This window comes from Pseudomonas sp. TZ252, assembly GCF_056110345.1.
This window is the reverse complement of record NZ_CM148566.1, coordinates 3,921,919-3,939,673: the sequence shown is the minus strand read 5'-3', so window position 1 is coordinate 3,939,673 and position 17,755 is coordinate 3,921,919. Positions and strand designations below refer to the sequence as shown.

16 protein-coding genes are annotated in these 17,755 nt (G+C 65.4%); 10 read left to right on the top strand and 6 right to left on the bottom strand.

Translation table 11 applies throughout. The annotated features are described in order from the left end of the window. Window positions 1-2: 2 nt before the first annotated feature. From ACYAF3_RS18230 to ACYAF3_RS18210, 5 genes are all read left to right on the top strand, one after another. Window positions 3-896 (top strand): ABC transporter permease, encoded by an 894-nt coding sequence (locus tag ACYAF3_RS18230; protein WP_003092241.1) that lies wholly within the window; start codon window positions 3-5, stop codon window positions 894-896. Beyond that, window positions 889-1,659 (top strand): ABC transporter permease, encoded by a 771-nt coding sequence (locus ACYAF3_RS18225; protein WP_003113878.1) that lies wholly within the window; start codon window positions 889-891, stop codon window positions 1,657-1,659. The genes ACYAF3_RS18230 and ACYAF3_RS18225 overlap by 8 nt, the downstream gene beginning before the upstream one ends. A gap of 88 nt (window positions 1,660-1,747) precedes the next feature. Beyond that, entirely contained in the window at window positions 1,748-2,812 is a 1,065-nt protein-coding gene (locus ACYAF3_RS18220; protein ID WP_003113877.1) for a polyamine ABC transporter substrate-binding protein, read from the top strand. Window positions 2,813-2,987: 175 nt separating this feature from the next. Continuing rightward, window positions 2,988-3,398, top strand: a complete 411-nt coding sequence (locus tag ACYAF3_RS18215; RefSeq protein WP_003092248.1) for a quorum-sensing-regulated virulence factor family protein — start codon at window positions 2,988-2,990, stop codon at window positions 3,396-3,398. An 18-nt stretch (window positions 3,399-3,416) separates the two neighbouring features. Next, the gene (locus ACYAF3_RS18210; RefSeq protein ID WP_003092249.1) at window positions 3,417-3,638 is read left to right on the top strand and encodes a DUF3820 family protein; all 222 of its coding nucleotides are present in this window, start codon (window positions 3,417-3,419) and stop codon (window positions 3,636-3,638) included. Between the two features lie 123 nt (window positions 3,639-3,761). Here ACYAF3_RS18210 and ACYAF3_RS18205 read toward each other — a convergent pair whose 3' ends face one another. Further along, entirely contained in the window at window positions 3,762-6,167 is a 2,406-nt protein-coding gene (locus ACYAF3_RS18205; protein WP_003098483.1) for a phosphoketolase family protein, read from the bottom strand. Window positions 6,168-6,346: 179 nt separating this feature from the next. Here ACYAF3_RS18205 and ACYAF3_RS18200 point away from each other — a divergent pair, with 179 nt between their 5' ends. Both ACYAF3_RS18200 and ACYAF3_RS18195 read left to right on the top strand, forming a co-directional pair. Continuing rightward, window positions 6,347-7,750, top strand: a complete 1,404-nt coding sequence (locus ACYAF3_RS18200; protein WP_003098484.1) for an MBL fold metallo-hydrolase RNA specificity domain-containing protein — start codon at window positions 6,347-6,349, stop codon at window positions 7,748-7,750. Window positions 7,751-7,832: 82 nt separating this feature from the next. After that, window positions 7,833-8,903, top strand: a complete 1,071-nt coding sequence (locus ACYAF3_RS18195) for an LOG family protein (protein ID WP_003092255.1) — start codon at window positions 7,833-7,835, stop codon at window positions 8,901-8,903. Window positions 8,904-8,924: 21 nt separating this feature from the next. Here ACYAF3_RS18195 and recX read toward each other — a convergent pair whose 3' ends face one another. The 3 genes from recX to ACYAF3_RS18180 form a co-directional block, all read right to left on the bottom strand. Continuing rightward, entirely contained in the window at window positions 8,925-9,386 is a 462-nt protein-coding gene (recX, locus tag ACYAF3_RS18190; protein WP_003098485.1) for a recombination regulator RecX, read from the bottom strand. Window positions 9,387-9,391: 5 nt separating this feature from the next. Further along, on the bottom strand, window positions 9,392-10,432 hold the full coding sequence (gene recA / locus ACYAF3_RS18185; RefSeq protein WP_003092260.1) for a recombinase RecA: 1,041 nt from the start codon (window positions 10,430-10,432) through the stop codon (window positions 9,392-9,394). Window positions 10,433-10,565: 133 nt separating this feature from the next. After that, entirely contained in the window at window positions 10,566-11,072 is a 507-nt protein-coding gene (locus ACYAF3_RS18180) for a CinA family protein (protein ID WP_003092262.1), read from the bottom strand. A gap of 147 nt (window positions 11,073-11,219) precedes the next feature. On the opposite strand from ACYAF3_RS18180, the gene ACYAF3_RS18175 reads away from it, so the two are divergent. The 3 genes from ACYAF3_RS18175 (at window position 11,220) to fdxA (ending at window position 15,310) form a co-directional block, all read left to right on the top strand. Then, window positions 11,220-12,227 (top strand): TolB family protein, encoded by a 1,008-nt coding sequence (locus ACYAF3_RS18175; protein WP_003098486.1) that lies wholly within the window; start codon window positions 11,220-11,222, stop codon window positions 12,225-12,227. 125 nt (window positions 12,228-12,352) lie between these two features. Beyond that, the gene (mutS, locus tag ACYAF3_RS18170) at window positions 12,353-14,920 is read left to right on the top strand and encodes a DNA mismatch repair protein MutS (RefSeq protein ID WP_003113873.1); all 2,568 of its coding nucleotides are present in this window, start codon (window positions 12,353-12,355) and stop codon (window positions 14,918-14,920) included. A gap of 66 nt (window positions 14,921-14,986) precedes the next feature. Further along, entirely contained in the window at window positions 14,987-15,310 is a 324-nt protein-coding gene (gene fdxA / locus ACYAF3_RS18165; RefSeq protein ID WP_003092272.1) for a ferredoxin FdxA, read from the top strand. Window positions 15,311-15,736: 426 nt separating this feature from the next. Here the strand turns inward: fdxA and rpoS are convergent, their stop codons facing one another. Then, window positions 15,737-16,741 carry an RNA polymerase sigma factor RpoS gene (rpoS, locus tag ACYAF3_RS18160; RefSeq protein ID WP_003113871.1) on the bottom strand — a complete coding sequence of 335 codons (1,005 nt, stop codon included), beginning with the start codon at window positions 16,739-16,741 and terminating at the stop codon, window positions 15,737-15,739. Between the two features lie 104 nt (window positions 16,742-16,845). Further along, a complete protein-coding gene (locus tag ACYAF3_RS18155; protein WP_003115226.1) occupies window positions 16,846-17,739 on the bottom strand; it encodes a peptidoglycan DD-metalloendopeptidase family protein in 894 nt (297 codons plus the stop codon). Window positions 17,740-17,755: the final 16 nt, after the last annotated feature.

Genomic DNA, 17,755 nt, shown 5'->3' with positions numbered 1-17,755 from the left:
CGATGAGAAAGAACCTCGGCAAGTGGCTGCTGGTCTGGCCGCCGCAAGCGTATCTGCTGTTCTTCTTCCTGGTTCCGGCGCTGATCATGCTGTTCGCCTCGTTCCGCTTTCCCGGCGACTACGGCGGCCTGGCGCCCTGGATGTACAGCGAGGACGGGCAGACCGTCTACGACCTCAGCGTGGAGAACTACACCCGGCTCACCGAGAGCTGGGTGTACCTGCAACTGTTCGTCAAATCCTTCGGCTACGCCCTGGTCACCACCCTGGCCTGCCTGCTGCTCGCCTACCCGGTGGCGACCACCCTCGCCCGGGCCCCGGCGAAGTGGCGCAACCTGCTGATCCTGCTGGTGATCCTGCCGTTCTGGAGCAACCTGCTGGTACGCGTCTACGCCTGGATGATCATCCTCTCGCCGTCCGGTGCCCTGACCCGCGGGATCAACGCCGCGCTGGACCTGTTCGGCGCGCAGCCGATCAGCCTGATGTTCACCCCGTTCGCGGTGATCCTGTGCATGGTCTACGTGCACCTGCCGTTCATGATCCTGCCGCTCTACGCCAACCTGGAGAAACACGACCCGGCCCTGCTGGACGCCGCCCAGGACCTCGGCGCCGGTCGTTGGCAACGCTTCTGGCGGGTGACCTTCCCGCTCTCGCTGCCGGGCGTGGCCGCCGGCGCGGCACTGGTATTCATCCCGGTTCTGGGAATGTTCGCCATCCCCGACCTGGTCGGCGGTACCGACGGCATCATGATCGGCAACCTGATCAAGAGCCAGTTCCTCGACTCCCGCGACTGGCCGTTCGGCAGCGCGCTGTCGATCGCCCTGACCGGCTGCATCCTGCTGCTGGTCGCCCTCGGCATGGGCGCCGCGCGCGCCCGCAAGGGAGGCGCCCATGCGTAGGCCCTACCTGCTCTGGAGCGCCACCGCGCTGGTGTACCTGTTCCTCTACGTACCGCTGGTGATCGTGGTGCTGTACTCCTTCAACGACTCGCGGCTGAACGCCGAGTGGGTGGGCTTCACCCTGGACTGGTACCGCAAGCTGTTCGGCAACCGCGACATGCTCCAGGCCGCCGCCAACTCGCTGGTCATCGCGCTGGTTTCGGCCAGCGTGGCGACCCTGCTCGGCACCCTCGCCGGGGTCGCCCTGCATCGCTTCAAGCTGCGCGTGCTGCCCCTGCTGGTGCTGACCCCGATCGCCATTCCGGAACTCCTGATGGGGGTCTCGCTGGTGATCTTCTTCATCGGCCTGAACATGAGCCTGGGCATGCTCTCGGTGACCCTCGCGCACATCACCTTCTCGGTCGGCTTCGTCGCCCTGGTGGTGCAGGCGCGCATGTCGGGCATGGACGAAAGCCTCACCGAGGCGGCCCGCGACCTCGGTGCCACGCCCTGGCAGAGCTTCCACCTGGTGACCCTGCCGCTGATCATGCCGGGCATCGTCGCCGGCGCGCTGATGGCCTTCACCCTGTCCATCGACGACTTCGTGATCACCTTCTTCACCGCCGGCGGCGGCTTCGCCACCCTGCCGACGCAGATCTACACCATGATCAAGATCGCCGTGACGCCCGAAGTGAACGCCGTCTCCACCCTGCTGATGCTGCTCACCCTGGTGCTGATCGTGATCGCCTCGAAACTCTCCCCCAGCGCCATCAAGGGCCATTGATCCGCCGAAACCCGCGTGCCTCCCGGAGAGGCCCGCGGCCTTGCCCTGCTCCGGTTTCCGGAGCCCTGCCACCCCGTAACAAGGAACCATGATGAAAAAGCTGTTGCTCGTCGCAACCCTCATGGCAGGAGCCGCCCAGGCCACCGCCGCCGAGAAGCTGTATCTGTTCAACTGGAACGACTACATCGCCGAGGACACGCTGAAACGCTTCGAGCAGCAATGTGGCTGCGAGCTGGTGCAGGAGTTCTATTCCGGCACCGAGGAAATGATGGCCAAGCTGGCCGCCGGGGCCAGCGGCTACGACGTGATCATCCCGACCCAGAACGCGGTCGAGGCGCTGATCCGCAAGGGCGACCTGCTGGAGCTGGACAAGAGTCGCCTGGCGAACCTGAGCAACGAGGCCGCGGGCTACCTCGACAAGGATTTCGACAAGGGCAACCGCTATTCCCTGCCCTACGCCTTCACCACCACCCTGGTCGGCTACAACAAGACCGAGCTGGACAAGCTGGGCATCGACCCCGCCGACTGGTCGGTGATCTTCGACCCGGCGGTCCTGGAGAAGATCAAGGGCAGGGTCACGGTGATGGACGACCCGCAGGAACTGTTCGGCGCCGCCCTGAAGTACCTCGGTCACTCCGCCAACGACACCGACCCGCAGCACTGGAAGGAAGCCCAGGCGCTGATCCTCGCGGCCAAGCCGTACTGGGCCGCGTTCAACTCGTCGAGCTATATCAAGGAGCTGACCCTGGGCAACATCTGGGTCGCCCATGGCTACTCCAGCGACATGTACCAGGCCAGGGCCGACGCGGAGGCTGCCGGCCGCGCCTTCAAGGTCGACTTCGCCCTGCCCCGCCAAGGTGCGGTGCTGGCCATCGACAACATGGTGATCCACAAGGGCTCGAAGAACCCTGACCTGGCCTACCGCTTCATCGACTTCATGCTCGACGGTCGGAACGCTTCCGAGCTGACCAACCAGATCGGTACCGGCACGCCCAACGCCGCCGCCCTGCCCTTCATCAAGCCGGAAATCAAGACGCTCGCCGCCCTGTTCCCGGACGCCACCACCCAGGCCAGGCTGGAGCCGCTGAAGGACCTGAACTCGCGCCAGCGACGCGCCCTGAACAAGCTCTGGACAGAGATCAAGCTGCGCTGATCCGCACCGCTATCGACGAAAGGGCGACCCTCGGTCGCCCTTTTGCGTTTCCGTGCCCCGCCCCGAACGCGGTAACATGGCGCCCATTCGCCACCGTCCGTCCCGGGAATGGGCCGACGGAAACAATTCGCCCCCTCCATCGGTCGAATCCGCTTATTGCCCCAGGAGATCTTCGATGTCGCGCTTCATGGCCCTTGCCCTTTGTTTCGTCCTGCCCACCGCCGCCCATGCCGCCTCGCTCAAGGATTTCGAACTGAGCAAGATGCTGGAGAAAGTGGCCAAGGAAAGCAGCGTAGGCACTCCCCGCGCCATCAACGAAGACATCCTCGACCAGGGCTACACCGTCGAAGGCAACCAGTTGATCAATCACCTCAGCGTACGCGCCAGCCACGCCGAGCGCATGCGCTCCAACCCGGACAGCGTGCGCAGCCAGCTCGGCGATAGCGTGTGCAGCAACACCGGCTATCGCCAGTTGCTCGCCCGCGGCGCGATCCTCACCTACAGCTTCACCGAGTACAAGACCAACCAGCCGGTCGCCACCGAACGCTTCGATGCCGGCAGCTGCCGCATCCAGGGCAAGAAGTAAGCGCGCCGCGCGGTCGCCATGCTGGACAAGCAGCATCTGCTGAAGATCGCCAGGACGCCGATGCCGTTCGGCAAGTACCAGGGACGGATGCTGGTCGATCTGCCGGAGGAGTACCTGCTGTGGTTCTACAAGAAAGGCTTCCCGCCTGGTGAACTCGGGCGGCTGATGCAGTTGACCCTGGAACTGAAGATCGACGGGCTGGACGGGCTGCTCAAGCCGCTTCGTCCCCCCGCTCCGTAGGCGAATGACGTCGCCGACGCTATCCGCCGACACCCTGCCCACACCCTGCCTTCGCCAGACACCCGCCCCCGTTCGGCAGGGCGAATAACGCCACAGACGTTATCCGCCGATACGCAGCCGAACTCAGCGCAACAACGCCGGATCGCCCTTGCCGGCCACCGCCGCCGCTTCCTCCGGAGTCAGCAGCGCGGTGCGCGGCACCTCCATCAAGCGGGCGCAAGCCGCCAGCACGTTGCCCCAGCAGGCGCGGTTGGCGAACTGCATGCCCGCCTCGTCGAGGGTGCCGCCGCGGTTGCGATAGCCGAGTACCGAGGTGCGCCGGGCATCCGGCAGGATCGGCCAAAGATGACCGCGCGCCACTTCCGCGCGCATATGGGTGAGTAGCACGCGGCGCTCATGGCTATCCGGGAACAGTCGTTCCACCAGCGCCTCGTCGGCCACCGCCTCGACCTCCCAGCGATCGCGCGGCGCGCGGAAGCGTCCCGGCTCCTGCAGGTAGACCAGCCGGTAGGCCTGCCCGGCCTCGGCCAGGCGCTGCGCGGCGCGGCGCATCTGTTCGAGCTGGTAGCTGCCGTTGGCGATCAGCAGCAGCGGATCGGAGCCGCAGCGCTCCTCGACCAGGATCGCGCCGTCGCGGGCCAGGCGCTCGGCCTGGACGGCGTCGAACACCATCGGCCGGTCGCGCTTGGGGATCACCAGGCAGGCCAGTTGCCCCCGGCTGCGGTAGATCGTCGGTAGCAGCGCCAGGGCGCTGTTGTGATCGGCCGGGAAGAGCACCCGGACCATGTCGCTCATCTCGCCAAGCAGGGCCTCGCAGAAGGTGGTGTCCTGGTGCGACTGCTGGTTCTTGCCGTTCTCCCAGGTATGCGAAGTAGCGACCAGCGGCCAGCCCAGCCAGCCGGCCGGACGCCCGACTTCCTTCTGCTGGCGGGCGAAGATCAGGGTCTGGCGCACCGCGCCGAGCATCTTCACGCAGAACGCCTCGTAGCTGGCAACCAGGTTGAGTCCGCCCTGGTTGGCCAGGCAGGCGGACACCACCGCCTCCTCGTTGAGCGCGGTGATGACCCGACCGCTCACCGATTCCAGTTCGCTCTCCGGCTCGCTGACCCGATGCTTGAGCGCCTTGAGCACGCCGCCGAGGCGGTTGCTGGCCAATTCGTCGGGATTGCCGACCCGGGCGCGCAGGTCGGGGTTGGCCTCCACCAGCTCGGTATAGAAGCGGTCCAGCGCGGCCATCGGCGAGCAGGCGTCGTCGCGATAGCGCAGCGGCGGGATGATCGGTTCGATGGGATGGCGCAGGGCCAGCGGGTTGTCCCGTTCGAGGGGACGCTCGCCACGCTGCTCGGCGAACAGCCGGCGGGCCAATTCGAGAGCCTCAGGCTCGACCCAGAGTTCGTTTGCATGCTGGTTGAACAGTTGCCGGGCCTGTTCGTCGTTATGCGGATTGCCCGGCAGCGGCAGGTTGTGCGCGGCGTTGCTGCCGGCGCCATAGAAGCCGAAGCCCTTGACCGTCTCGGCGATGCCGTAGGGAATCGGCAGCGGGTAGCGGAGGATGCCGCTGTTCTTCTCCTGCACGCGCCGCTCCAGGCGCTGCTCCATCTCCCAGAGCGTACAGACGAAGGCGGCCGGGTCGCGCCCATCGAAGCTGATCGGATCGAAGCCGCAGCGGCGCAGGTGCAGCTTGAAGCCCTCCAGCCCCTCATGGGTGCCCAGTTCGGTGCGCTGCTCGATGCGCCGGCCATTGGCGATCATCACCGGCAGCGCCGCCCCGCAATCCTCGGCTCGCCACCAGCGCGGAATCCAGTCGCTGCCGCGCTGTTCCTCGGCGGCACCATCGGAGAGGAACGCCACCAGGGTCTCGCCGGGCAGCGGCATGTGCGCGTACTGCAATTCGGCGAAGCCGAGGTAGCCGCCCTCGGCGATACCGCCGGCGGTATGCGGATTCACGTGGCTGCCCAGTGGCGCCGCCGGTGCGCCGTTGGGGGCCTGGGCGTAGCCGTAGAAGTCCTGCAGCAAGCGGTTCAGCCCTTCCTCGCCGTCGGCATAGGCGCGCTCCTGCTCCGGGTGCAGGTTGCCGGTGAGGACGTTCAGCGCGTCGATGGCGGCCACGCAATGGCCCTGGCCCATCAGCCAGGCGCGAGTCTTGCCGGTCAGGACGTTGAGTGCCAGATAGCCGGCGTAGGCCGGGACCATGTTCAGGGCTCCGCCGGTGTGGCCCTCGGGCTGTGTCTTGAAATCCTCGGCCTGCAACGGCTGGCCGTCCAGGCGGATGCGCCGGGCGTAGGTCATGTGCACGACGATGCGCAGGGCGCTGGCGGTCAGCCGGTCGATGGCGCGGAACAGCTGGTAGACGCTGGCCAGGTCCGGTTGCAGCCCGGCTTGGACCAATTGATGAGCGGTGCGGAACACGGCGGCGCGGGTCTCTGCGCTATGCTGGAGCGGACCATGGCCTTGCAGCCACGCGGCAAACGCCGGCTCGGCCGCCGCATGGGCAAGCAACTCGTCCTGACTGGGCAGAATCTGACTCATGGTGGGTAGCCTCCCTAGTGGTGCCTTGCAGTCTAGGCAGCACACGGCAAAGGGCGCTGACCTGCATCAAGCTCCCCGCCCCCGATTCGTTCACCCTGGCCCTGTACGAAGGTTCCATGGCATTCCACGATCCCCGAAAGGTATCGGGGTGTCGACAGAGCTCTGACGGAGGAGGCTCGATGGCATCACTGACGTTTCTAGGCGCCGCCCAGGAGGTCACTGGCTCCTGTTATCTGCTGGAAACCCTCGATGGCGTGAAGGTCCTGCTCGAATGCGGCATGCGCCAGGGGCGCCGCGAAGCCGACAACGGCAACCGCGCGCCCTTCCCCTTCGATCCCGCGAGCATCGACGCGGTGGTCATCTCCCACGCCCACCTGGACCACAGCGGCCTGCTGCCGCGCCTGGCGGCCGAGGGCTTCAAGGGCCCGATCTTCGCCACCGAGGCCACCTGCGAACTGCTGGAACTCATGCTGCTGGACTCCGCGCACATCCAGGAAAAGGACGCCGAGTGGGAGAACCGCTGGCGCAACCGGATCGGCAAGCCGAGCATCAAGCCGCTGTATACCCAGGCCGACACCGAACGCGCGCTCAAGCTGCGCCGGCCGATCAGCCTCGGCAGCACCGTGGCGGTCGCTCGTGGCGTGCGGGTGACCTTTCACAACGCCGGGCACATCCTCGGCTCGTCGATCGTCGAAGTGCAATTCCACGACCAGGTGCAACCGCGCCGCCTGGTGTTTTCCGGCGACCTCGGCAACACCTGCTCGCCGTTGATGCGCGCGCCCTCGCCGCTGAGCCGGGCCGACGTGGTGATGCTCGAATCCACCTATGGCGATCGCGATCACCGCGACAGCAACGACACACTGGAGGAACTGGCGGCGATTCTCGACCAGGCGCACCGCGACGGCGGCAACGTGCTGATCCCGTCGTTCGCCGTCGGCCGCACCCAGGACCTGCTCTACTACCTCGGCCGCTTCTACCAGGAGGGCCGCCTGCCGCAACAGGCGGTATTCCTCGACAGCCCGATGGCCGCCCGTGCCAATGGCATCTACCTGCGCCACAGCAACGAGTTCGACGACCGCGACCGCGAGTACATTCGCGGCACCGGCACCACCCGCCTGGAGGAATGGCTGCCGGTGCTGCGCGTCACCCGCAGCGCCGACGAGTCGATGGCGATCAACCGGATCAAGAGCGGCGCGGTCATCATCGCCGGCAGCGGCATGTGCACCGGCGGCCGTATCGTTCATCACTTCAAGCACAACCTCTGGCGCCCGGAATGCCATGTGGTATTCCCCGGCTTCCAGGCGCGCGGCACCCTGGGCCGCAACATCGTCGACGGCGCCAGCGCGGTTCGCGTGTTCCACCAGCGCATCGCGGTCAAGGCGCAGATCCATACCCTCGGCGGCTTCTCCGCCCACGCCGGGCAATCGCAGCTGCTCGACTGGGTCGGTCACTTCGCCCACCGTCCAGCGCTATACCTGATACATGGCGAGCGGGAAAAGATGGAAGCGCTGCAGGGCGCGATCCGCGAGCGTCTCGACTGGGATGCCGAGATACCGGAACCCGGCGAACGCATCGAGATCTGAGCCGCCGTCCGCAACTGTCACGCAGTCCGTGGCAGTATGCGGATGACCGCCTGTCCAGGGTGGTTGTAGAAGGAGTATGCGAATGCCCTACGAAGCCGATGACTATCTTTCCCGGCACTTCCAGACCAGCGGCACCGACCTGGCGCGGAAGGTCGACGAACTGGCGGCCCTTGCGGCTCCCGGCGACAGCCCCAATCTCGCGCTCTACCGCGAGATGCTCTTCACCGTGACGCGCATGGCCCAGGCCGACCGCAACCGCTGGGACGCCAAGATCATGCTGCAGACCCTGCGCGAGATGGAGCATGCCTTCAGCGTCCTCGAGCAGTTCAAGCGGCGACGCAAGGTCACCGTGTTCGGCTCGGCGCGCACGCCGGTCGAACATCCGGTCTATGCCCTGGCGCGCAAGCTGGGCGAGGAACTGGCCCGCTACGACCTGATGGTGATCACCGGCGCCGGCGGCGGCATCATGGCCGCCGCCCACGAAGGCGCCGGGCTGGAGAACAGCCTGGGCTTCAACATCACCCTGCCCTTCGAGCAGCACGCCAACCATACGGTGGACGGCAGCGGCAACCTGCTGTCGTTCCACTTTTTCTTCCTGCGCAAGCTGTTCTTCGTCAAGGAAGCCGACGCCCTGGTGCTCTGCCCCGGCGGCTTCGGCACCCTAGACGAGGCACTGGAAGTGCTGACCCTGGTACAGACCGGCAAGAGTCCGCTGGTGCCGATCGTGCTGCTCGACCAGCCGGGCGGCCGCTACTGGGAACACGCCCTGGAGTTCATGCAGGAACAGTTGCTGGAGAATCACTATATCCTGCCGGCCGACATGCGCCTGATGCGCCTGGTGCATTCGGCCGAAGACGCGGTGAAGGAAATCGCCCAGTTCTACCGCAACTTCCACTCCAGCCGCTGGCTGAAAGGCACTTTCGTGATTCGCCTGAACCACGCCCTGAACGAAGCCGCGCTGGCGCACCTGCACGAACACTTCGCCAGCCTCTGCCTGAGCGGCGGCTTCCAGCAGCAGGCCTACAGCGAGCAGGAACAGGACGAACCGGAGTTCCGCAACCTGACCCGCCTCGCCTTCGTGTTCAACGGGCGCGACCAGGGGCGGCTGCGGGAATTGCTGGACTACATCAACCTGCCGGAAAACTGGGACTGAAGCTGCCGCTCCGGCACGCGCTCAATCGTCGCTGCGGCCGTTCAACAGGCGGCTGATCGACTCCATGGAGTAACCCCGGTACGCCAGGAAGCGGCCCTGCTGGGCCTTTTCCCTGGCGTCCTGCGGCAGGCGGGCGAACTTGCGGCGCCAGACCTCACGCAATTGCGCACTCCAGTCGACCTCGCAGGCACCCAGCGCCCTTTCGATATCGGCGCGCGGCAGACCGCGTTGCGCCAGTTCCTCACGGATGCGCAACGGCCCATGGCCGCTACGGGCGCGACTGGCGATGAAGCTTTCGAGATAGCGGGATTCGTCGAGCAGACCTTCCTCGGCCAGGCGGTCGAGGGCAGGATCGATCAACTCGGCAGACGCGCCACGCTGGCGCAACTTGCGGGAAAGCTCGGCGCGCCCGTGCTCACGGCGCGCCAGCAGATCCATGGCCGCCCGCCGCACGGCGACGGGCGTATCGAGCACGATCGCCATTGGCCTCAATCGGCTTCGGCGTCAGCCACTTCTTCGGCGTCGGCCTTCACCGGGCCGCTCTTGGCCAGCAACTGGTCGCGAATGGTCTTCTCCAGTACCGAACCGATTTCCGGATTGTCTTCCAGGTACTTGGCGGCGTTCGCCTTGCCCTGGCCGATCTTGCTGCCCTGGTAGCTGTACCAGGCGCCGGACTTCTCGACCAGGCCCAATTGCACGCCCAGGTCGATGATCTCGCCGGTACGGTAGATGCCCTTACCGTAGAGGATCTGGAACTCGGCCTGGCGGAACGGCGGGGAAACCTTGTTCTTCACCACCTTGACGCGGGTTTCGCTACCCACCACCTCGTCGCCTTCCTTCACCGCGCCGGTACGACGGATGTCCAGGCGGACCGAGGCGTAGAACTTCAGTGCGTTACCGCCGGTGGTGGTTTCCGGGTTGCCGAACATGACGCCGATCTTCATGCGGATCTGGTTGATGAAGATGACCAGGCAGTTGGCGTTCTTGATATTGCCGGTGATCTTGCGCAGCGCCTGGGACATCAGGCGTGCCTGCAGGCCGACGTGGGCGTCGCCCATCTCGCCTTCGATCTCGGCCTTGGGTACCAGCGCGGCCACGGAGTCGACGATGATCACGTCGACCGCGTTGGAGCGCACCAGCATGTCGGTGATTTCCAGGGCCTGCTCGCCGGTGTCCGGCTGGGAGACCAGCAGGTCGTCGACGTTGACGCCCAGCTTGCCGGCATAGTCGGGATCGAGCGCGTGCTCGGCGTCGACGAAGGCACAGGTGGCGCCCTGTTTCTGGGCCTCGGCGATCACCGAGAGGGTCAGGGTGGTCTTGCCCGAGGATTCCGGACCGTAGATCTCGACGATCCGGCCCTTGGGCAGGCCGCCGATGCCGAGGGCGATGTCCAGACCCAGGGAGCCGGTGGAGATGGCCGGGATCGCCTGGCGCTCATGGTCGCCCATGCGCATGACCGCGCCTTTGCCGAATTGGCGTTCGATCTGTCCCAGGGCCGCGGCCAGGGCGCGCTTCTTGTTCTCGTCCATTGAAGTCCTCGCGAAGTCAGGGCGGCCGGACGGCCACGAACAACTGTATAAGTAGACAGTATTATTCCACAGGGCAAGTCGCTCGCCTACCCCCGACGGGAAGAATGTTCCGAACGGTTGCCCGCAGGCGCGGCTAGCCCGGGTTCTCGCCGTTGCTCATGCGCAGCAGGCCGGTCAGCGCGGTCGCCACCGTCTGCCGGCGCACGGCGTCGCGGTCGCCGTTGAACTGGCAGCGCTCACTGACCAGCCGCTCGCCGTCGGCCCAGGCCAGCCAGACCGTGCCTACCGGCTTTTCCGGCGAGCCGCCGTCGGGCCCGGCGACACCGCTCACCGCCACCGCGAAACGCGCCCCGCTGTGCCGCTGGGCGCCGCGCACCATGGCCTCGACCACTTCCCGGCTGACCGCGCCGACTGCCGGGAACAGCGACTCGGGCACCTCCAGCTGGAGGGTCTTCTGGCGGTTCGAGTAGGTCACGTAGCCAGCCTCGAACCAGCCCGAACTCCCCGGGATGCGGGTGATCGCCTCGGCGATGCCGCCACCGGTGCAGGATTCCGCCGTGCTGACCTGCTCGCCCAGGTAACGAAGGCTTTCGCCGAGGCGGGCGGCCAGTGCGGTCAGGTCGGACTCCATCAGGGTCATCACTGTTCTCCAGGGTAGAAACGGAAAGGGACTACCCTACACCATCGGCTTTTCCATTCAGAAGCAGCTTTCGGACAAGCGCAACCGCGCGAAGGCAGCGAATGCGCGAACATGCGTGTTCCATCACCGTCCAAGGAAAGGCACCCCATGAACATCGCGCCACTCAAGGTCTCTCTGCTCTCCCTCGCCCTGCTCCTCTCCCCCGTAGCCAGCCTCCCCGCCCATGCGGCCTGCACCGCCAACCTGGCCCTGCAACCCGCCAGCAGCCTGCCCGCGCTCGGCGGGCGCCTGGTCTACCACAGCTATATGGAGTACGGGGACGGCTCCTCGAACCTCTACCTGCACGACTTCAAGAGCAAGAGCACCCGCCAGCTCAACCAGCCCGGCTGGAACATCGAGGACCCGATGAATGCGCATTTCTCCCCGGACGGCCGCTACCTGACCTTCATGGGCCGCCAGAATGGCGCCTGGCACGTGTTCGCCTGGGCCATCGGCGGTACCCAGGCGCCGAGCAACCTGACCGCGGCCATCGGCGGTCGCAACGAGGATCCGAAGTTCTCCTTCGACGGCCGCCAGGTCGTGCTCAAGCACGAGGGCGACATCCGCCTCGCCACCCTGGTCTTCAATGGCGATGGCAGCGTCGGCGTGAGCGCCTGGAAAGCCGTGACCGGCGACGGCTGGAGCACCGAGGAGTCGATGCCGTTCCTCACACCCTCAGGCAAGTACGTGGTCTACGCGACAGGAGCCGGCGACAGCCTGCGGGTGGTGCGCAGGAACCTGGAGAACGGCCAGGTCAGCGCCCTCGCCACCCCGGCCGCGGGGGGCCGCGACTATTACCCGGTGGTACGCGACTACACCGCCTACTTCCTCTCGCGTACCCAGCCGGCCGGCAACGACCAGTTGGCCATGGTCGTACCCAACAGCCCGCCCGGCACCCCGGCGATCCTGCCGCTCAACCACTGCCAGGGCGACAATTCCGACGCCGCGCCGGTGAACGAGGACTACCTGATCTTCTCCAGCACTTCGTTCGACCCGACCTACAGCCTGCTCCTCGGCGACATCGCCGCGGCGCGGGTCTGGCGTCTCGACCCGGCGCAGATCAACCTGCCCGACGGTCGGCAGAAGCTCGGCGCCAGCTATACCGCGGCACGCTGAAAGCAGCCCGCACAGGCGCGGACCTGAGGGTCCGCGCCGGTTCCGAACGGACCCGACACAGGCCGGCGAATCGGGTTAACATTACCCTCTTTTGCACCGTCCAAAGCCCGCTTCCGAAGGCCCGTATGACCGACCTCTCCCAGCACACGCCGATGATGCAGCAGTACTTCAAACTGAAGCATCAGCACCCCGACCAATTGATGTTCTATCGCATGGGCGACTTCTACGAGCTGTTCTACGAGGACGCGAAGAAGGCCGCCAAACTGCTCGACATCACCCTGACCGCACGCGGCCAGTCCGGCGGCAAGGCGATCCCGATGGCAGGCATTCCCTTCCATTCCGCGGAGGGCTACCTGGCCAAGCTGGTCAAGCTCGGCGAGTCGGTGGCGATCTGCGAGCAGATCGGCGATCCGGCCACCAGCAAGGGGCCGGTGGAGCGCCAGGTGGTGCGGATCATCACTCCCGGTACGGTGAGCGACGAAGCGCTGCTCGACGAACGCCGCGACAACCTGCTGGCGGCGATCCTCGGCGACGAGCGCCTGTTCGGCCTCGCCGTGCTGGACATCACCAGCGGCCGCTTCAGCGTCCAGGAGATAAAAGGCTGGGAAACCCTGCTGGCCGAACTGGAGCGCCTCAACCCGGCCGAGCTGCTGATTCCCGACGACTGGCCACAGGGCCTGCCGGCGGAGAAGCGCCGCGGCGTACGTCGCCGCGCGCCGTGGGACTTCGATCGCGACTCGGCGCACAAGAGCCTCTGCCAGCAATTCGGCACCCAGGACCTGAAAGGCTTCGGCTGCCAGAACCTGACCCTGGCCATCGGCGCCGCCGGCTGCCTGCTCGCCTACGCCAAGGAAACCCAGCGTACCGCCCTGCCGCACCTGCGCAGCCTGCGCCACGACCGCCTCGATGACACGGTGATCCTCGACGGTGCCAGCCGCCGCAACCTGGAGCTGGATATCAACCTCAGCGGTGGCCGCGAGAACACCCTGCAATCGGTGGTCGACCGCTGCCAGACCGCCATGGCCAGCCGCCTGATGAGCCGCTGGCTGAACCGTCCGCTGCGTGACCGCGCGGTACTGGAAGCCCGCCAGGAGTCCATCGCCTGCCTGCTGGAACGCTACCGCTTCGAGAACCTGCAACCGCAGCTCAAGGAAATCGGCGACCTCGAACGCATCCTCGCCCGCATCGGCCTGCGCAACGCCCGCCCTCGCGACCTGGCGCGCCTGCGCGACGCGCTGGCGGCGCTGCCGGACCTGCAGAACGCCATGACCGAACTGGAAGCGCCGCACCTGCAGGCGCTGGCCACCACCATCGGCACCTATCCCGAACTCGCCGAACTGCTGGCCAAGGCGATCATCGACAACCCGCCAGCGGTGATCCGCGACGGTGGCGTGATCAAGACCGGCTATGACGCCGAGCTGGACGAGCTGCAGGCGCTGAGCGAAAACGCCGGGCAATTCCTTATGGACCTGGAAGCGCGCGAGAAGGCCCGCACCGGCCTGCCCAACCTGAAGGTCGGCTACAACCGCATCCATGGCTACTTCATCGAGCTGCCACGGGTACAGGCCGAACAGGCTCCGGCCGACTACATCCGCCGGCAGACCCTGAAAGGCGCCGAGCGCTTCATCACGCCGGAACTGAAGGCCTTCGAGGACAAGGCGCTGTCGGCCCAGAGCCGCGCCCTGGCCCGCGAGAAGGCGCTCTACGAAGAGCTGCTGGAACGCCTGATCGGCCACCTCGCTCCGCTCCAGGACAGCGCCTCGGCGCTGGCGGAACTGGACGTGCTGGCGAATCTCGCCGAACGCGCGCTGAACCTCGACCTGAATCGCCCACGGTTCGTCGAACACACCTGCCTGCACATCGAGCAGGGCCGCCATCCGGTGGTCGAGCAGGTGCTGGAGACACCGTTCGTGGCCAACGACCTGGCGCTGGATGCCGACACCCGGATGCTGGTGATCACCGGTCCGAACATGGGCGGTAAATCCACCTACATGCGGCAAACCGCGCTGATCGTGCTGCTTGCGCACATCGGCAGCTTCGTTCCGGCTGCACGCTGCGAGCTGTCCCTGGTGGACCGCATCTTCACCCGCATCGGCTCGTCCGACGACCTTGCCGGCGGCCGCTCGACCTTCATGGTGGAGATGAGCGAAACCGCCAACATCCTGCACAACGCCACTGACAAGAGCCTGGTGCTGATGGATGAGGTCGGCCGCGGCACCAGCACCTTCGACGGCCTGTCGCTGGCCTGGGCAGCGGCCGAGGACCTGGCCCGGACTCGCGCCTTCACCCTGTTCGCCACCCACTACTTCGAGCTGACCGTACTGCCGGAAAGCCAGCCCGCGGTAGCCAACGTGCACCTGAACGCGACCGAGCACAATGAACGCATCGTGTTCCTGCACCATGTACTGCCGGGACCGGCGAGCCAGAGCTACGGCCTCGCGGTGGCCCAGTTGGCCGGCGTGCCGGCCCCGGTAATCCAGCGCGCCCGCGAACACCTCAAGCGCCTGGAAACCACCAGCCTGCCGCACGAGATGCCGAGCCAGCAGAGCGGCAAGCCCGCCTCGCCGATGCAGAGCGACCTGTTCGCCAGCCTGCCGCACCCGGTGATCGATGAATTGTCGAGGATCAATCCCGACGATATCAGCCCGCGGCAAGCTCTCGATCTGTTATATGCATGGAAGATGCGGGTCTGACGGACTACCGCACAAGCTGCTAGAATCGCGCGCGCTTAGCCGCCCGCCTGAGGAGAGAACTAGAAAATGACCTTCGTCGTCACCGACAACTGCATCAAGTGCAAATACACCGACTGCGTGGAAGTCTGCCCGGTAGACTGCTTCTACGAAGGACCCAACTTCCTGGTCATCCATCCGGACGAGTGCATCGACTGCGCCCTGTGCGAGCCCGAATGTCCGGCCCAGGCGATTTTCTCCGAAGACGAAGTGCCGGAGAACATGCAGGAATTCATCGAGCTGAACAGCGAGCTGGCGGAAGTCTGGCCGAACATCACCGAGAAGAAGGATGCCCTGCCCGACGCCGAGGAATGGGACGGCGTCGCCGGCAAGCTCCAGCATCTGGAGCGCTGATACGCCAAGGCCCGCAATCAGCGGGCCTTTTCTTTGGCGACGAGTAAAACGGCAGGCAAAAAAAAGGGGCGGGGTATTACCCCGCCCACTCTTCAGTCCCTCGTCATCATCCTGATGAATCGCCTCCCTGGCGACGTCCCTTCCCCGATCCTTCGGGGTTGCGTGTTCCCTGTACGCAGGAGTGATATTAGCGATTCCCAGTGCTCCCGCAACCTGCCAGAAAACCCAGCGAAGCTTCTTCGGCAGCCATTTTAGAAAAATATATTCCTTTAATTTCAATAAGTTACTTAAATTCACCGAGCGTTTTTGGCAAACCTCCCGGGCATTTATCTACTTAGGCTCACACGCCGTGTAAGTTAATGCTTACAAGAGCAGACACAAAAAACCCGGCGAACGCCGGGTCTTCAGTGGGTCTAAGGTTTTCCGTCACTGGAACAGCGCGTCACTCGACAGGCCATTCTTCTCCAGGATCTCCCGCAGGCGCTTCAGCGCCTCGACCTGGATCTGACGAACCCGCTCGCGGGTCAGGCCGATTTCCTGGCCGACCTCTTCCAGCGTGCTGCTTTCGTGACCGCGCAAGCCGAAGCGGCGAATCACCACCTCACGCTGCTTGTCGGTGAGTTCCGTCAGCCACTGGTCGATGCTTTCGCTGAGATCGTCATCCTGCAGCAGCTCGCACGGGTCGGTGGGGCGATCGTCGGTGAGCGTATCCAGCAGGGTCTTGTCCGAGTCCGGACCAAGAGAGACGTCTACCGAAGTCACCCGTTCGTTCAGGCCGAGCATGCGCTTGACCTCGGCGACCGGCTTCTCCAGCAGGTTGGCGATTTCTTCGGGTGAAGGTTCGTGGTCGAGCTTGTGGGTCAGTTCCCGCGCCGCACGCAGGTAGACGTTGAGCTCCTTGACCACATGGATCGGCAAGCGAATGGTCCGGGTCTGGTTCATGATGGCCCGCTCGATGGTCTGGCGGATCCACCAGGTGGCGTAGGTCGAGAACCGGAATCCGCGCTCCGGATCGAACTTCTCCACGGCGCGGATCAGGCCTAGGTTGCCTTCCTCGATCAGGTCGAGCAGGGACAGTCCGCGATTGACATAGCGCCGGGCGATCTTCACCACCAACCGCAGGTTGCTCTCGATCATCCGCTTCCGACCAGCGGGATCGCCCTTCTGCGCCAGACGAGCGAAGTGGACTTCCTCTTCGGGCGTCAACAGGGGCGAGAAACCGATTTCGTTGAGATACAGCTGCGTTGCGTCCAACGCGCGCGTGTAGTCGATGTGCTTGTGTTGTTTGGAAGAGAAGGAAGTGGTGGCTTTTGGAGTTGCCCGGGGAGAAGGCTGCTCGTCGGCAGACGACTCGTCCAGCATGATGCCGGGCTCCAGGAGGAGCACTTCATCATCGTGGTCAAACTCCGGCCCTTCTTTTTTGAGTGCCATGTCGTTATCCCTTGCATGAGTTCGACTCAAGCCCGGGCGATTCCTTTCCCGCTGGACACGCCCGGACCCGCTCACCTACATGATGTGGGCGGGCGAACTCCCGGTCAGCGACGTGGCAAATATTGCAGTGGATCGACAGGCTTACCCTGGCGGCGAATCTCGAAGTGCAGCTTCACCCGATCGGTTCCTGTGGAGCCCATCTCGGCAATCGATTGCCCTACCTTGACCTGTTGCCCTTCCCGCACCAGCAGCCTGCGGTTGTGACCGTAGGCACTCACGTAGGTCTCGTTGTGTTTGATGATGACCAACTCGCCGTAGCCCCGCAAACCACTACCGGCGTATACAACGGTCCCACCAGACGCAGCCAGGACAGGCTGGCCCAATTGACCGGCTATATCAATCCCTTTATTCAAACTTCCGTTTGAGGCAAAACGGCCGATCAGAGTACCGCTCGCAGGCCATGCCCACCCCCCCACCGCAGGCCCCGCGACGACGGGAGTCGCGCCGCTGCTGGGTGGGGTCGTGGTCGAGGCCGGAGCCGGTGCGGGCTTGGCAGGTACCGACGTACTAACTGCGGGTGGAACCGGGGTAGGCTTGGTCGCCACGGGCGCAGCGACGACCGGCGTGTTTTTCGCGACGGACGGTTGCGTCGATGCCCGCCCACCAAATTGGATAGCTTGACCGACCTGGATGGTATAGGGCGGCGCGATGCCATTGCGCGCGGCCAGGGCTTTCCAGTCCCAGCCGAAGCGGAAGGCAATGGAATACAGGGTGTCGCCGCGGCGCACGATGTACTGCCCGCTGGTGACCGGCGTACGCCGCGCAGCGGCAGGCGCGGAACCGTTGCGATCGACGACCTTGACCCCGCCGGGAGGCGACGACGAACAGGCGGCGAGAAGGGAACAGACGACGGCCCCAAGCAACAGGTGGCAGCCACCATAGAGCCGAGTCCATTGCCGCAGGGTCGCTGCTAGCCTCAATCCTTCCCCCTTATCCATCTTCTTCGCTTTCGTT

Excerpts from the sequence above, each read along its gene's own strand:
- ACYAF3_RS18230 (WP_003092241.1), top strand. The coding sequence starts at position 3 with ATGAGAAAGAACCTCGGCAAGTGGCTGCTGGTCTGGCCGCCGCAAGCG.
- ACYAF3_RS18225 (WP_003113878.1), top strand. The coding sequence starts at position 889 with ATGCGTAGGCCCTACCTGCTCTGGAGCGCCACCGCGCTGGTGTACCTG.
- ACYAF3_RS18220 (WP_003113877.1), top strand. The coding sequence starts at position 1,748 with ATGATGAAAAAGCTGTTGCTCGTCGCAACCCTCATGGCAGGAGCCGCC.
- ACYAF3_RS18215 (WP_003092248.1), top strand. The coding sequence starts at position 2,988 with ATGTCGCGCTTCATGGCCCTTGCCCTTTGTTTCGTCCTGCCCACCGCC.
- ACYAF3_RS18210 (WP_003092249.1), top strand. The coding sequence starts at position 3,417 with ATGCTGGACAAGCAGCATCTGCTGAAGATCGCCAGGACGCCGATGCCG.
- ACYAF3_RS18205 (WP_003098483.1), bottom strand. The coding sequence starts at position 6,167 with ATGAGTCAGATTCTGCCCAGTCAGGACGAGTTGCTTGCCCATGCGGCG.
- ACYAF3_RS18200 (WP_003098484.1), top strand. The coding sequence starts at position 6,347 with ATGGCATCACTGACGTTTCTAGGCGCCGCCCAGGAGGTCACTGGCTCC.
- ACYAF3_RS18195 (WP_003092255.1), top strand. The coding sequence starts at position 7,833 with ATGCCCTACGAAGCCGATGACTATCTTTCCCGGCACTTCCAGACCAGC.
- recX (WP_003098485.1), bottom strand. The coding sequence starts at position 9,386 with ATGGCGATCGTGCTCGATACGCCCGTCGCCGTGCGGCGGGCGGCCATG.
- recA (WP_003092260.1), bottom strand. The coding sequence starts at position 10,432 with ATGGACGAGAACAAGAAGCGCGCCCTGGCCGCGGCCCTGGGACAGATC.
- ACYAF3_RS18180 (WP_003092262.1), bottom strand. The coding sequence starts at position 11,072 with ATGACCCTGATGGAGTCCGACCTGACCGCACTGGCCGCCCGCCTCGGC.
- ACYAF3_RS18175 (WP_003098486.1), top strand. The coding sequence starts at position 11,220 with ATGAACATCGCGCCACTCAAGGTCTCTCTGCTCTCCCTCGCCCTGCTC.
- mutS (WP_003113873.1), top strand. The coding sequence starts at position 12,353 with ATGACCGACCTCTCCCAGCACACGCCGATGATGCAGCAGTACTTCAAA.
- fdxA (WP_003092272.1), top strand. The coding sequence starts at position 14,987 with ATGACCTTCGTCGTCACCGACAACTGCATCAAGTGCAAATACACCGAC.
- rpoS (WP_003113871.1), bottom strand. The coding sequence starts at position 16,741 with ATGGCACTCAAAAAAGAAGGGCCGGAGTTTGACCACGATGATGAAGTG.
- ACYAF3_RS18155 (WP_003115226.1), bottom strand. The coding sequence starts at position 17,739 with ATGGATAAGGGGGAAGGATTGAGGCTAGCAGCGACCCTGCGGCAATGG.